We start from the raw sequence: 14,624 nt of genomic DNA on the forward strand, positions 1-14,624 counted from the left end.
GCAAATAGTGTAATCCGATTTAAAGGAATAGTAAAGTAAAAATACAAGAATAAAATCTTCTATAAAATAAAAAAAGGACTTAACTCAATTAGAGTTAAGCCAAATCTCTCAACCAAACTTAATTGTTTGATCAATTTTCATTGTAATGGATTTGTAGTGTAAATTCAATGCTCTCTCATTAGAAATTTTTAGCGGATTAATCTTCTTCTGACATTAATGAAATGGAACGTGAAGGCGTAAATGTAGAAATAGCATGCTTATATACCATCTGCTGTTTCCCTTCAGATTCCAAAATAATGGTGAAATTATCAAAAGCTTTTACAATTCCTCTTAATTGAAAACCATTTACTAAATAAATGGTGACGAGAATACCATCCTTACGGATTTGATTCAAAAACGTATCCTGAATATTGATCGACTGTTTCATTAAGGAACCCCCTCATTTTAACTTGATTCATTTATATTCTTCAAAATCGGAAACTTTCCTTCTACAAATTGAGTAATTTTTAAGAGATTGCGATTCCATTCTTTTTCATCGGTTACATCAAACCAATGAATTTCAGGCATTTGCCTAAACCAAGTCAATTGCCGTTTGGCAAATTTTCTTGTACGTGACTTAATTTCTTCTACAGCTTCTTCCAGAGAGATCTCTCCTTTTAAATAGGGGATCAATTCTTTATAACCCAATCCCTGCATGGAAGTATACTCTAATCCATAACCCATATCAAGTAATTTTTTAACTTCTTTGACCAATCCTTCATGGATCATTTGATCAACCCTTAAATTAATTCGTTGATAAAGTTTTTGGCGATCTACGCTTAATCCTATCATCACGAGGTCATATGGGCTTTCTCTAATTTGCTCTTTTTGTTCTTTGATATATTCAGTCATGGTTTTGTTTGTAAGGTGGATAATTTCCAATGCCCTGATAATTCGTCTTTTATCATTCACATGGAGTCGGTTGGCAGTTTCTGGATCTAGTTCTTTCAATTTATGAAGAAGAGTTTCCGGTCCCTCGTCTTTCATTCTCTGTGCCAGTTTTTTACGATATGCTGTATCCTGAGCAGCTTCCGGAAACTGATAATGACGGGTCACAGATTTGATATAAAGACCTGTGCCTCCTACAAGAATGGGAAGCTTTCCTCTTGAATAAATATCTGTAATTAGAGGGATAGCCAGCGCTTGAAACTCTGCCACAGAAAAATTCTCATCTGGGTCTTTAATATCAATCAAGTGATGAGGGATCCTTTTCCTCTCCGCAGGGGATACCTTTGCAGTCCCAATATCCATTCCCCGATAAACCTGCATGGAATCACCGGATATAATCTCGCCATCAAATACCCTAGCCAATTGTAAACTTAGGGCAGTCTTTCCAACTGCAGTAGGACCCACAATCGCCAATAATTTTTCTCTGGTCATTTCTCCCTCCTATAGTTGAATCACACCAAAGGTGACTTTCCCTTTCGTGACTGGTGTGAAACCTAACCGATTCAATTCTCCACTATTTTTTCTTTCTTTGATGACTACTCTCTTTTTAGCCACTCTTTTTGCTTCATTAATGGCATTTATATCAATTTTTTCTTTATTTGCCAATTGGCGCAAGGGGGAAATCCCCGAGGATGAGTAAACAGGTTGACGGAACATTGGGTCAAAATAGACGATATCAAAAGAATGGTCCGGCAATTGTTTTAAATAACTCAAATGATCACTCCAAACCACTTTTAAGCGTTTCATTGCTGAGATTAACTCCTGAGAACCATCTTTCCAATGATGGATACCATATTGTACCAGATAAGCAATCCACCTCTCAGATTCAATTCCAGTTACTTTTCCCTGTTCTCCAACAACATAGGACGCAACAATGGAATCGGAACCTAATCCTAATGTGCAGTCTAAAAAGGTATCCCCTGTTTGTAATTGGCAGGATTCAACCATGGTATCATTATCACCATGTTTTAAGCGCTTTATTCTAAATACGGCAGAACTTGGATGAAAGAAAAAGGGTTGATCCCAATGCAACCCATACAGTTTTAATCCATCCTCTGTCACCACTAAGATTATTTCCGAGTTGTAATCTTTCATCATTTGACGAATAGAGCGATCTCTTCGAGGAACATAGGTAAAGAAGGGTTCAGATTGTAAGTATTCCAATTGCTTCAGTATCTCTTCTGAGATGTTGTGACTGGAAGTAAGTATCATCAATTACATCACTCTTTTAAACATTTTTTTAAGCTCGTAACTGGAAAAGTGTACGATGATTGGTCTCCCGTGGGGACAAGTAAACGGTACTCTCGATTGGCGAAGATCTTTAATCAGATGTTCCATTTCTTCTTTGGTTAAATACTGGTTTGCTTTAATCGCCGCTTTACAGGCCATCATGATGGCCGACTTTTCTCTGATATTTCCCAGGTTCGGGTCCTTCTTATCTTTTATCATTTCAAGAACCTCTTCAATAATTTCTGCCTCTTTCCCCTCTGGAAGCCAGGATGGATGGGCTTTAATAATAAAAGATTGATGACCAAAGGGCTCTATGTCAAAACCCATCTTTCTTAACAGAGAACCTCTCTCTAGAAGCAAACTTGTCTCTTGAACAGTACATTCAAGAGTAATGGGTTCTAAAAGGAGCTGCGAGGAGAAGGACTCATCGGTAAGAAGCCGAAGAAATTTTTCGTAATATATTCGTTCCTGGGCTGCATGCTGGTCAATCAAATAAAGGCCATCTTCTCCTTCAGCGATGATATAAGATCCATGAATTTGCGCCAATGGAGTCAAAGGAGGAACCTTTTGCTGGTTATCCGTTTTGTCTTTATTGGAAGATTCATCTTTTAGCAACTTAATGGAAAGGTCATCCAAGGGAAAACTTTCTTGTACACTCTCCTGTTTTAGATGTTGATCAGTAAGTGGCATGTTTTGTTCTTTAGTCGTGACGACTGATTTAACAAATTCCGGTTTATGATCTTTAATTTGTATATTCTGATCTTCAACGGGAGCATATTTTTTTTTAACCTCGACTGATTGATATTTTTTCTCTGGCATGGAATAGGACGGAATTAATTGCTGTTTATGAAGTGATGATTGAATTCTATCACTGATGAAGGAGGCCAACTCCTTTTCTTTGCTAAATCTAACTTCTAATTTAGAAGGATGAACATTTACATCTACAAGAGAAGGATCCATTTTTATTGAAAGACAAACAATGGGATAGCGGTTCATCGGCAATAATGTATGGTATCCGTGAAGTATCGCTTGATACAAATGATGACTGCGAATATACCGCCCGTTAACGATAACTGTGATAAATGAACGGTTGGCCCGCGTGATTTCCGGCAAAGAAACAAAGCCTTCTAATTGATAATCAATGGTCTCACCGAAAACAGGTACCATTTTTTTAGCCATCCCTGTGCCGTAAATAGAGGCTAATACATGAAGGCATTTTCCATCGCCATTGGTTCGCAGGAGGGTTCTTCCATTATGATTAAACAAAAAGGAAATATGAGTGGCGGATAGTGACAAACGATTGACGTAGTCGGAAATGTGTCCTAGCTCAGTATTGATCGTTTTTAGATATTTTAAACGAGCAGGGGTGTTGAAAAATAGATCCTTTACGGTTACTTCGGTTCCAACAGGAAATCCTATCGTACCAATTTCACGGATTTCCCCGCCTTCAACGTAAACGAAGGTTCCTGTATCGTGATCTGCCGCTCTGCTTTTTAAAGTAAGCCGCGAGACAGCGGCAATACTGGGAAGAGCCTCTCCTCGAAAGCCAAGGGTTTTGATATGGAATAAGTCTTTATCATTTTTAATTTTGCTTGTGGCATGGCGAAGGAGGGATTTCTCACAATCTTCCCTGTCCATTCCTGCTCCGTTGTCCAAAACTCGTATGAGGGATAATCCTCCTTCTTCTATATGGATCTCTATCTTTGTGCTACCAGCATCAATAGCATTTTCAACCAGTTCTTTCACAACGGAAGAAGGACGTTCGACCACTTCACCGGCAGCAATTTGGTTCGCCAGATAATCCTTCAATACAGTGATTTTCCCCATGATGTCACCTCTTACATCATTTTTTTGGCTCTGTCCGAATATTATTCGTTTTAATGGAGAATACTCTCATGATGGATTCCATCCTCTTCTCTACCCAGATCTCTCCCTTTTCCATCGCCACTTGTAAAGGGATAGGGGCAGGAATAATGCTGAAAGCAACATCAATTCCATGTTGATACACTTCTTCATATCCCTTTCCAAGGGAACCAGATAAACAAATCACAGGAATCTGGTATTTCTTTGCCCTTAAAGAAACACCTACAGGTGCTTTTCCCATCACAGACTGTTCATCCGTTTGCCCTTCACCTGTAATGATGAGATCTGCATCCTCAATCTGTTCGTCAAACCGACAAATATCTAAAATAAAATCGATTCCAGGCTGAAGACGAGCGTTACAAAAAGCGATCAAACCTGCCCCCATACCTCCGGCAGCTCCACCCCCGGCAATGGAGAATACATCAACATTTAAATCTCTTTTGATCATGCGGCCAAGGTGCTCCAGTTCTTGATCTAGCTGAATAATCATATCTGTAGTTGCCCCTTTTTGAGGTCCGAAGACAGCTGAAGCTCCCTTTTCACCGCACAATGTGTTTTTCACATCACAGGCAACAGTGAATTCTACATGCTGTATCCGAGGGTCACGATTCGTTGGATCAATACGATGGAGCTTCGGCAGTGATGCTGCACCGAGTGGTAAATGGTTTCCCTCTATATCCAAAAATTGATAGCCAAGAGCTGCCGCCATTCCGACCCCTCCATCATTGGTTGCACTCCCCCCGATTCCAATAATGATTCTTTCAACCCCTTCATCCATAGCTGCTTTAATTAATTCACCTGTTCCATAGGATGTAGCAAGCAAAGGATTTCTTTTGTCAGGGGGGACTAATGTCAGACCCGACGCAGACGCCATTTCAATCACAGCTGTTTTACCATTGTCAATCAATCCAAAAAATGCGGAAACCGGTTTTCCTAGGGGACCCGTTGCCTCTTTTTTTATCAATCTTCCACCAACAGAAGCCACAATGGCTTCAACTGTTCCTTCTCCGCCGTCTGCCAGTGGAATCATTTTCACATTTGCTTCAGGGAATATTTTAAGAATTCCCCTTTTCATTGCCTCAGCTGCCTGTTTAGCGGTCAAACTTCCTTTAAATGAATCCGGAGCTAGAACAATCTTCATTTCTCTACCCCATTTCCTTAAATCAGTTTTATCTATACTGTGAGCATCTATATCTATTAGTTCCACAGGAAGTGGGTGTCTTAATGGCAGTTTGCCATCAGATAAATGGCTTCGATCATCAATTACCCTAGCCACTCATCCGTTTGTTTTCCTGTGGACCGCTCCTAGGAAAGAAATAAGCGATCATAAAACCGATGATTGAAGTAAGAAACATGGCGCGAAATACCCATCGAATCCCATATGTAAACCCTTCTGTAATCCTCTTCAATTCAATTGATGGGATTTCACTGCGTGCATCTTCATTGATCAGTTGATTTAGCAGTTCGGAGATTTCCTGAAAAGAATAGGGTAATTTTAAGGTAATTAAAATGTTTAACAATCCCCCTAAGGCTGCTACCCAGACTGCACTGCCCAACGAACGGGTAAACATATTAGAGCTGGTAGCGATTCCCCGTAAATTCCAAGGGACAGAGGTTTGAATGGAAACAATAAACGTGGTGGTAGAAAACCCCAATCCCAATCCCATAAAAAACATGGAAGCTCCCAAATATACCGGGGAAGTTGAAGGGTTAATATACCAAAGCATCATGCTAGACAAGGTTGTAAAGAAGAAACCTAACATGGCTATTCTTCGGAATCCAAGCCGTATAATCAACCGTCCGGCTAATGTTGAAGCAATAGGCCAGCCGATCGACATGACTGCAAGAGTTGCCCCTCCTATTTTGGCCGAATATCCTAATACCGCTTGAACAAAGGCAGGGATAAAGGTGGCCGCTCCAAGGGTTAAGCCTCCAGCAACTAAAGAAGCAGCATTCGCCAAAAAGATCAATCGGTTATTGAAGATTTCGATGGGTAAAATGGGTTCTTCTATGCTCTTCTCATAATAAATAAAAAAGAAAAATAGTAAAATACTCCCTGCAAATAACGATATACTTGGGATGGAAAGCCAAGGCCAACTCACACCGCCTTGTAAAATGGTCATAAGAAATAATGTAACACCCACCATTAAAACCACTGAACCGGTATAATCCATTCTGTGTTTTTTCTTATCCAGCTTTTCTTTTAAAAATAGAGAAATTCCAGCCATTGCTAAAAGACCAAATGGTATGTTCAGGAAGAATATCCACGGCCACGACCATTCATCGACGATATATCCTCCTAAAGCTGGACCAACGATGGAAGATACAGCCCATACACTACTTAATAATCCCTGTATTTTCGCTCGCTGTTCCAAGGAATACATATCTCCGACGATGGTGGTTGCCATAGGGATCACTGCGCCGGCCCCCAACCCCTGTATTCCCCTAAAGAAAATGAGCTGCACCATGTTCGTGGCTAATCCACATAATACTGAACCGATCAAAAAAAGAAAAGTGCCTCCAAGGAATACAGGTTTTCTACCAAACATATCGGCCCATCTTCCATACAGGGGAATCATGGCGGTTTGAGTTAACATAAATATAGAAAAAGTCCAAGTAAATTGGGAAAATCCCCCAAGATCCCCAACAATGGTAGGCATCGCAGTAGCGACGATGGTCGCTTCCATTGCTGCTAAAAACATAGCCAACATAAGGGATGCTGTAACTAACAGTTTATTTGTACTTTGATCAACCATTGGAAAGGAGCCCCTTCATTTTAAATTTTTTTCTTTATCTCATAGAGGAAATTGATAGCCTCCAAAGGAGTCATGTTTATGAGGTCCACCTCTTTTAACTTTTTTATCACTTCTTCGTGCTTATCGTTTCTTTTTTTCTCTTTCTCTAATTCTCGGGAAGAAAATAGCTCCAATTGGATGGGCTCTTCAATTGTTACAATATTTGTTTCATTAGAGGTTGCAGTTTCTTGAACCTGGTGTTTCATTTCCTCATGAACTGAAATTAATTCAATGGCCCGGTTTATAATATCATTAGGAACCCCAGCTATTTTTGCGCAATAAATACCATAGCTCTTATCTGCAGCACCTCTTTTTATTTTTCGAAGGAAATGAACCTGATCTCCTTCCTCCTTAACTGCCATGCAAAAGTTTTTTAATTTGGGTAGCTGATTTTCTAAGGCAGATAACTCGTGGTAATGGGTAGACACCAAAGCCTTGCAATGTATACGGTCATGCAGATATTCAATCACGCTTTGTGCAATAGCCATCCCATCTTGTGTAGATGTTCCCCTTCCAATTTCGTCAATCAGCACCAAACTTCTATCGGTTGCTTGGGTGGTTGTCACACAAATGTCATGCATTTCAACCATGAAGGTACTCTGTCCGCCCACTAAATCATCAGCCGCTCCGATACGGGTAAAAATACGGTCGAAAATAGGCATCTTCGCTTTTTTGGCCGGAACAAAACAACCCATCTGCGCCAATATGACAGATATGGCAATCTGCCTCATATACGTACTTTTTCCGGCCATATTAGGTCCAGTGATTAAAAGAATTTGTTGATCATCACCAATAAACACATCATTGCTGACAAATGGACCATCCTGCAGAACAGATTCCACCACCGGATGACGGTTATCTGTAAGATGAAGAACCCCCTTTTCAGTAAGAACTGGTTTTACGAAGCCATGATCATCACTTACTGTTGCCAATGATTGCAAAACATCAATTTGTGCTAAATCCTTGGCAATTTTTTTTAAACGATGAATTTGCTGGGCAACTTTGTCTCTTACTTCGCAAAAAAGATCATATTCCAGGGTTTGAATCTTCTCCTCGGCCTCAAGAATTAGCGCTTCCTTTTCTTTTAATTCTGGAGTGATAAAGCGTTCTGAATTGGCAAGGGTTTGTTTTCGTTCATAGCGATCTTTAGGTAGAAGGTGAAGATTAGGTTTGGTCACTTCTATAAAATAACCAAATACTTTATTAAAACCAACCTTCAATGAACGAATTCCCGTTTCCTGTCTTTCCCTTTGTTCCAACTGGGCAATCCAATGTTTACCTTCCTTCCGCGCCGATCTTAACTGATCAAGATAGGAAGAGTAACCATCACGAATGATACCACCCTCTTTAACGGATAATGGTGGATTATCGACAATAGCTGATTGTAGCAATTGAACAATATCTTCAGCTAAATCCATTTGATCAATAATCCGGAAAAGGTACGGATACTCGAATTTATTTCCTTCACTGTAAAAGAGGTTTGCCAGTTTGGGCAATAAGCTTAAAGATATGGATAAATGGGCTAAATCCCTTCCATTGGCATTGCCAAATGAAATGCGACTGATCAACCTTTCAATATCATAAACACGTTTTAGAATTGTGCGAATTTCATTCCGGGGAATTACATGATTGATAAAATAGGTAATGGCCTGATGCCTCTCTTCTATCTGATCAATATTGATCAAGGGCTTGTCCAACCAATGCTTCAATAACCGTCCACCCATAGCTGTCATGGTTTTGTCTAAAAACCATAGAAGGGAGCCTTCACGTTTTTTCTGGCGGATCGTTTCGATCAACTCGAGATTTCTTTTCGAAACAGGATCGATCATTAGGAACTCTTCTTTTGCATAAATCTTTACGGAGTTTAGATGACGAAGAGAGGCCTTTTGATTTTCTTTAATATATTGTAAAAGACCCCTTACTGCAGCATGAATACCAGGTGAAGCATTTTCTCCAATAAAATTAATGTCTTGATCCTCATCTTTTCCATGATTGATGGCAATGGTCGAAATGGTAGCGTTTGTCAATTGGCGAATCAATTGAATTCTCTCCTGATTTAACTCCTGTTCAGGTATCAATAGTTCAGCAGGCTGAAATTGTGCGGCTTCATCCAATGCCTGTTGAAAATTTTCTGATAGTTCCGTGGCCAAAAAATCACCGGTAGTGACATCGCAGGCGGCAATACTCCAACCCGATGGAACTGAAAATAAAGAAACCAGGTAATTATTTTCTTTTTCCAAAAGTTTCTTACCCTCCATGGTTGTCCCAGGAGTGATCACCCGAACAACTTCCCTTCTTACAACCCCTTTCGCCTCTTTTGGGTCTTCCACTTGTTCACATATGGCCACCTTATAACCTTTTTCAATCAGTTGAGAAATGTAATGTTCAGCAGCATGGTACGGAACTCCACACATGGGGATTTTTTCATCGGTGCCTCCATCCCGTCCGGTTAAAGTAATTTCCAGTTCCCTTGCTGCTTTTTCCGCATCCTCAAAAAACATTTCATAAAAATCTCCTAGGCGAAAAAACAAAAGCGAATCTTTATAATTGGCTTTAATCTGAAGATATTGCTGAATCATGGGAGTATATTGACTGCTAGTCATGATTAGTCCTCCAACGTCAAAATTACATTTATGAAGATTATACCAAAACAAAAGTTTGGATGCTAACATTCAGATAGGAGATTGCCCATATACCTAATTCTTAAATAGTCATTCATTTGGCAAATGGAGGCAATTGCCAATTTGGACGGATATCTCTCGTTTCATCCCAGGTTCTCAAGGAAAAAATCAGATCACGAAAGGGATTCAGGTATTGTTCATATGATTGATAAATAGGAAGCTGCTCCAACTGATTCCACAGGTTCTGTACCACAGGAAGTAGATTTTTCTTATCTCCCTTATAATAGGCTTCCTGAGTGTCCATATACATTAATGGATAATACTTTAATTGGCGGTAGGAAGAGACGATTACCTTTGAAAGAGCAAAAACACCCTTGGTAATTCTTGGGGAAATCAACCAACTGGGAGGGGTTCTATATTCAAATCCCCCGTGAAATTGCTGGCGAAAATCTCCCAGATATCCATATCTGGGCCTTCTAGCTGTTCCTCTGGGATCTTCATTAAGAATTAAAGGAAGGGTTAAGTAATTATCCAAAGCCCTTAATAATTGGAAAGTAAAAGGTATGCCGCTAAAATGAATATGACCGCCAATAGGGTAGCCTTTATATGGTAATCCACCTGCAAGCCATTCAATTGACGGATTATTTATTTTCCTTATCCCAAGGAGCATCGTACGATAGAGATTGATGGTAAGTTGACGGGGGTTGTTGGAAGGGTCGGGCCTTAATTCAGCTAAAGGATGTCTGTTGCGACTGTTGTCGCCTCTCATTGATACGGCATCATAACCTACTTTTCCATGTTTTTGAAAAAATTTTGATGCAAGCACCATTTTTCCTTGGGGATTTCTTAATACAAACTCGGGATCTGCTCCAAGTAATACTTGGTTATCTTCTTTATAATAACGTTTTCTAAATTCTTCAATACATTGTTTAAATTTTAAAAGAGATTCCCTGGTCATAAAAGGAGTGACATGGATATCCATTACCTTACATTTGTCACCAGGCAAGATTCCTACAAATACTCCTCCGAAATCAAGTCCCAAAGCATAGATGGTTCTCATGGATATTTTCTTTATCCTTCTGATTTCTCCTCCGGGATGATTAACAGGAATATGGATAAATTGCTTTTTGTTTTTAAATTGATCTTCATTGAACCAAATGTTTTTTCTGGAAGAACGATAGATTGAAATAATTTGATCTTGAAACAAAACGACATAATACAGACGAATAAATGATTGGCTTTGAGTAGCAGTGGCGATTCCGTTAAGCTGCAAAAAAGATAATTTCTTTTCATGTGTAGCGTATTGAATGCCTTGAGCGGTATTTAGAACAGGGACAGAAATATCTCCATGTTTAAATTCCTCTGCCCCCCATTGAACAATCAAAGAATATTGACCAGCATCTAAAGATGTAAGGGATGTTCCGTGATTCATTTGTAAAATGTCTATCAACAGGTCAATTCCCTTTTGCTGTTGATGAAGAAGATATCCTGACATGAGTTTTCTTCCTTTCCTCATCTGGCTCATATCAAGATATGCGTCTGGACAAATGAAGGTGAGAAAAAAGGAGGGATTTCCCCCTCCAATTTCCTTCCCGTTAATCTAAGTCATCAATAATGACATCTGGATCCAGTTCCGTATAATCTCCCGTTTCAAAATCATCGTTACTTAAATCAAATTCTTTGTCATCATCTGAGCATCCATGGGGACTTACAACAACACATACTTTTGTTTCTCCTATAACCTCCACTAAAAATTCCCTTTCTACCTTTACCAGGGCTGAGCCATTTGAACTTATGCTCGCTTCAACACAGTTCGGAGCTTGAGTAGCAGATGCATTTACTTCCACTTGGTCTTTCACAAGATTACCATCAAGGTATGAAAGTGGAACCCTCTCAACATAGGATACCATTTCTTTCGCTACATCCGTTTTCGTGTTGTTGTTATAGGAATACCAGACATTAATATCGTAGGTACCTACAACTTCAATCACGTCCCCTGCTTTTTCTGCGTCGAAGGAGTGGTTGATGATCCAGCAGCCGAGAATACTGGAAGGGCTATGGGTAGGTGTAATGGTATGGTTGGCAACTGAATACTTTCTACCCTTACCGCAAACAGCTTTTGTGATAATTTCCCGGAACAGCAAATCTTTATCGAGAATAGCCATCACTTAACCTCCTCCATACAATCGTTCAGTATCAATTGTATGCAGGACATTGGCCTAGAGTGCCTATTTTTTTAAAAAATTGGAACCAGAAAAAAATCACAGGCTTATTCGCAACGGCATGCAGTATCTACATGGGCCTTTGGCCCTCCTGTTTCTCCGGTAATCGGATTTCCGCCGGTGGAAACAATAATTTTTTCGGAAACTGTATTTGCAATGACATTGGTAATCAATTGCAACAAATCATTAATATCTACCTGAGTTTGCTTAAATTCTTGAACGATGGGGATTGAATCCAGTTCATCCTGAAGCCTCTCAATCTCTTCTTCCACCTTTTTAGCCAAATCGTCTTTTTTCAGATGTTCATAAGATACAAGCTGCTTTTGTTTTTTCCGAATTTGGCTTATAAGGGTTTGTACCCGTTCATTAATTTTAATTTTGGCCTCCGCTTTTTTAAAAATGTCCACTTCAGGAGAATTGGAAATCAGATCAGCCAATTCTTCAGCCTTCTTTAAAATCTGTTCTCGATTTACTACTTCCATGTTTCTATTAAACCTCCACCCTTGTTATTGCTTCTCCCTTAAGAGTCCAAGTTTTTGGCTCAGTAATTTTAACTTGTACTAATTTCCCGATATCTTTTTCATTCCCTTTAAAATTGACCAATTTATTTGTACGGGTTCTTCCGGATAGCATTTCTGGATTATTTTTGCTGACTCCTTCAACTAGTACCTCAACCACTTGATTTTTCAGGGCATCATTTTTTTTGCGGCTGATGGAATTCTGTAAATCCATCAAACGTTGAAGCCGATCTTTTTTTATTTCTTCGGGAATATCATCTTTCATCTCATAGGCAGGCGTTCCATGTCTGGGAGAGTATATAAATGTATAGGCTGCATCATACTCTACTTCACGAACCAGGGACAAAGTATCCTGGAAGTCATCTTCGGTTTCACCTGGGAACCCTACGATGATATCGGTGGTCAATACCACATTAGGGATGGCTGATTTTATTTTATTAACCAATTCCAAATATTCTTCTCTTGTATATTTTCGGGCCATTTTCTTTAAAACAACAGTGCTTCCGGATTGAACGGGGAGATGAATATGCTCCACAAGATTACCGCCTTTAGCCAGCACTTCGATTAAGTGATCATCAAAATCCCTAGGGTGACTGGTGGTAAAACGAACCCTTGGAATATCAATCTTTCGAATGTCATCCAAGAGATCGCCAAAACCGTAATTTACATCTTTCAAATCTTTTCCATAAGCATTTACATTTTGACCCAAGAGAGTAACTTCCCTATATCCCTTACTGGCAAGGTTGCGCACTTCCTGAATGATATCTCGGGGATGTCGGCTTCTCTCTTTCCCCCTAGTATAGGGAACAATACAATAAGTGCAAAATTTATCGCAACCATACATGATGTTCACCCATGCCTTTAATCCATCTTGACGGACTTTGGGCAGATTTTCTACGATATCTCCTTCTTTAGACCAGACTTCAACGACCATCTCTTTAGAGAATAAAGCGTTTCTAAGTAGATGAGGAAAACGATGAATATTGTGGGTACCCATAATTAAGTCAACATGCTGATACTTGGTTAAAATGCGATTAACAACCGCTTCTTCCTGAGACATGCACCCGCAGATTCCAAGGATCAATTCAGGTTTTTCTAGCTTCAATGGTTTTAGCCGTCCCAACTCGCCAAAGACTTTATCTTCAGCGTTTTCACGGACGGCACAGGTATTAAAAAGTATCACATCAGCAAGATGTTCATCTTCAGTAGGGGTATACCCCATTTGTTCCAACATTCCGGCAATCGTTTCACTATCATGTTCATTCATTTGACAGCCATATGTTCGAAGAAGGTAAGTTTTCCCTTCTCCAATTCGTTGCATATCTTCCGGAATTGGATCAAAATGTAGGATTTGTGTTTCTTCTTTCCCTCGTTTTTTTGCTTCCTTTAAATTAGGTCCGATAAAATATTTATCAAAATCCTTTGTTTTCGTCATCTGAATCACTTCCTTCAAAATAACAATTCAATATTCTTAATGAGAGGAACTAAAAGATTTGCACGTCCTCAAGTCGAGTTCTACGAAGAATTAACAGTCTGATTGGAGTTTAAAGAACGGAAAGGCTGTCCTTAGCAAATCCTTAGTTCCGTTGTTATATATCATACACTAATTTTCATTAAAACATTTTCAATGAAAATTTTCAATGGATGTCGTCATTTTTGAAGGAAATGATATATTCGATAAGCAACTGTTCTCCCTTAAAAAATTTCCTTTAGTTTCTTGATTACTTCTTCCACATCAGCGTTTGCCTGCTTTGCTCCCTGTTCCAATGTATTGAAAGTTCCACAGCAAGTATCAATATTAAATTGGTTTAACAATGCCATAGCGTTAGAATTAGCTTCAATAATGTCGTTAATCACCGTTTCTTTGGTAATGTTCATAATAAATCCCTCCATTGAAATTTTATTTTTTTAATGAAACATTCTGATTTGGGACTTGCCAGCTAATCGAAAAGTCATAAATATGTTAAAAGCAAAGATTAGAATACCGATCCACTGAATGATACCAAATACCCCTGCAATGGGATAAAATAGCTTATTTCCACTGTAGGCAACAAAAAGGGTGGCAATCATTCCGATTAATCCGATATTGGCAAGATAGACATGGATCCAGGCCAGTTTTTCTTTATATAAAGGATGTCCAATAAAACGGGGAAGCACATGATATAATACTCCATAAATCATCATTGCCATGAAGCCGAGCAGATTTAAGTGTACATGTATTACCCTAAATTTAATCATTTCGGGCCAAAAAAGGAAAAGCACCCCCATAAATGTCCCAACTACTAAATACGAAATGCTTCCAATGATAAAGTACTTCGTATAACCTTTCACCGATGCGGCCTCCTCTACTCCATCTCTTTTCTAGCTTATATTTTAATCTGTTTTTTT

Annotated in this window: 13 protein-coding genes; all 13 read right to left on the reverse strand. The window is 39.2% G+C overall.

Features of this window, described 5'->3' with window-relative positions:
* Positions 1-196: 196 nt before the first annotated feature.
* The 13 genes from hfq to L1765_RS03905 all read right to left on the reverse strand — a co-directional run bounded on the left by hfq (position 197) and on the right by L1765_RS03905 (position 14,567).
* Entirely contained in the window at positions 197-427 is a 231-nt protein-coding gene (hfq, locus tag L1765_RS03845; RefSeq protein ID WP_236405267.1) for an RNA chaperone Hfq, read from the reverse strand.
* A gap of 17 nt (positions 428-444) precedes the next feature.
* Complete coding sequence (gene miaA / locus L1765_RS03850; RefSeq protein WP_236405268.1) at positions 445-1,419, reverse strand: tRNA (adenosine(37)-N6)-dimethylallyltransferase MiaA; 975 nt, start codon at positions 1,417-1,419, stop codon at positions 445-447.
* A 9-nt stretch (positions 1,420-1,428) separates the two neighbouring features.
* Positions 1,429-2,199 (reverse strand): class I SAM-dependent methyltransferase, encoded by a 771-nt coding sequence (locus L1765_RS03855; RefSeq protein WP_236405395.1) that lies wholly within the window; start codon positions 2,197-2,199, stop codon positions 1,429-1,431.
* Between the two features lie 3 nt (positions 2,200-2,202).
* A complete protein-coding gene (gene mutL / locus L1765_RS03860) occupies positions 2,203-4,044 on the reverse strand; it encodes a DNA mismatch repair endonuclease MutL (RefSeq protein WP_236405270.1) in 1,842 nt (613 codons plus the stop codon).
* 16 nt (positions 4,045-4,060) lie between these two features.
* Positions 4,061-5,356 carry a glycerate kinase gene (locus tag L1765_RS03865; protein ID WP_236405273.1) on the reverse strand — a complete coding sequence of 432 codons (1,296 nt, stop codon included), beginning with the start codon at positions 5,354-5,356 and terminating at the stop codon, positions 4,061-4,063.
* Entirely contained in the window at positions 5,349-6,836 is a 1,488-nt protein-coding gene (locus L1765_RS03870; RefSeq protein WP_236405275.1) for an MDR family MFS transporter, read from the reverse strand. The genes L1765_RS03865 and L1765_RS03870 overlap by 8 nt, the downstream gene beginning before the upstream one ends.
* 20 nt (positions 6,837-6,856) lie before the next feature.
* A complete protein-coding gene (gene mutS, locus L1765_RS03875) occupies positions 6,857-9,478 on the reverse strand; it encodes a DNA mismatch repair protein MutS (RefSeq protein WP_236405277.1) in 2,622 nt (873 codons plus the stop codon).
* Between the two features lie 112 nt (positions 9,479-9,590).
* A complete protein-coding gene (locus L1765_RS03880) occupies positions 9,591-10,991 on the reverse strand; it encodes a putative amidoligase domain-containing protein (RefSeq protein WP_236405279.1) in 1,401 nt (466 codons plus the stop codon).
* A 100-nt stretch (positions 10,992-11,091) separates the two neighbouring features.
* The gene (locus L1765_RS03885; RefSeq protein ID WP_236405280.1) at positions 11,092-11,661 is read right to left on the reverse strand and encodes an outer spore coat protein CotE; all 570 of its coding nucleotides are present in this window, start codon (positions 11,659-11,661) and stop codon (positions 11,092-11,094) included.
* A 104-nt stretch (positions 11,662-11,765) separates the two neighbouring features.
* Positions 11,766-12,200, reverse strand: a complete 435-nt coding sequence (locus L1765_RS03890) for a RicAFT regulatory complex protein RicA family protein (protein WP_236405283.1) — start codon at positions 12,198-12,200, stop codon at positions 11,766-11,768.
* A 7-nt stretch (positions 12,201-12,207) separates the two neighbouring features.
* The gene (gene miaB, locus L1765_RS03895) at positions 12,208-13,671 is read right to left on the reverse strand and encodes a tRNA (N6-isopentenyl adenosine(37)-C2)-methylthiotransferase MiaB (RefSeq protein ID WP_236405285.1); all 1,464 of its coding nucleotides are present in this window, start codon (positions 13,669-13,671) and stop codon (positions 12,208-12,210) included.
* A 260-nt stretch (positions 13,672-13,931) separates the two neighbouring features.
* Complete coding sequence (locus L1765_RS03900; protein WP_236405287.1) at positions 13,932-14,114, reverse strand: DUF542 domain-containing protein; 183 nt, start codon at positions 14,112-14,114, stop codon at positions 13,932-13,934.
* A gap of 30 nt (positions 14,115-14,144) precedes the next feature.
* The gene (locus L1765_RS03905) at positions 14,145-14,567 is read right to left on the reverse strand and encodes a hypothetical protein (protein ID WP_236405290.1); all 423 of its coding nucleotides are present in this window, start codon (positions 14,565-14,567) and stop codon (positions 14,145-14,147) included.
* Positions 14,568-14,624: the final 57 nt, after the last annotated feature.

Source organism: Microaerobacter geothermalis (genome assembly GCF_021608135.1).
Taxonomy (GTDB): Bacteria; Bacillota; Bacilli; order DSM-22679; family DSM-22679; genus Microaerobacter; species Microaerobacter geothermalis.

Excerpts from the sequence above, each read along its gene's own strand:
- hfq (WP_236405267.1), bottom strand. The coding sequence starts at position 427 with ATGAAACAGTCGATCAATATTCAGGATACGTTTTTGAATCAAATCCGT.
- miaA (WP_236405268.1), bottom strand. The coding sequence starts at position 1,419 with ATGACCAGAGAAAAATTATTGGCGATTGTGGGTCCTACTGCAGTTGGA.
- L1765_RS03855 (WP_236405395.1), bottom strand. The coding sequence starts at position 2,199 with ATGATACTTACTTCCAGTCACAACATCTCAGAAGAGATACTGAAGCAA.
- mutL (WP_236405270.1), bottom strand. The coding sequence starts at position 4,044 with ATGGGGAAAATCACTGTATTGAAGGATTATCTGGCGAACCAAATTGCT.
- L1765_RS03870 (WP_236405275.1), bottom strand. The coding sequence starts at position 6,836 with ATGGTTGATCAAAGTACAAATAAACTGTTAGTTACAGCATCCCTTATG.
- mutS (WP_236405277.1), bottom strand. The coding sequence starts at position 9,478 with ATGACTAGCAGTCAATATACTCCCATGATTCAGCAATATCTTCAGATT.
- L1765_RS03880 (WP_236405279.1), bottom strand. The coding sequence starts at position 10,991 with ATGTCAGGATATCTTCTTCATCAACAGCAAAAGGGAATTGACCTGTTG.
- L1765_RS03885 (WP_236405280.1), bottom strand. The coding sequence starts at position 11,661 with ATGGCTATTCTCGATAAAGATTTGCTGTTCCGGGAAATTATCACAAAA.
- L1765_RS03890 (WP_236405283.1), bottom strand. The coding sequence starts at position 12,200 with ATGGAAGTAGTAAATCGAGAACAGATTTTAAAGAAGGCTGAAGAATTG.
- miaB (WP_236405285.1), bottom strand. The coding sequence starts at position 13,671 with ATGACGAAAACAAAGGATTTTGATAAATATTTTATCGGACCTAATTTA.
- L1765_RS03900 (WP_236405287.1), bottom strand. The coding sequence starts at position 14,114 with ATGAACATTACCAAAGAAACGGTGATTAACGACATTATTGAAGCTAAT.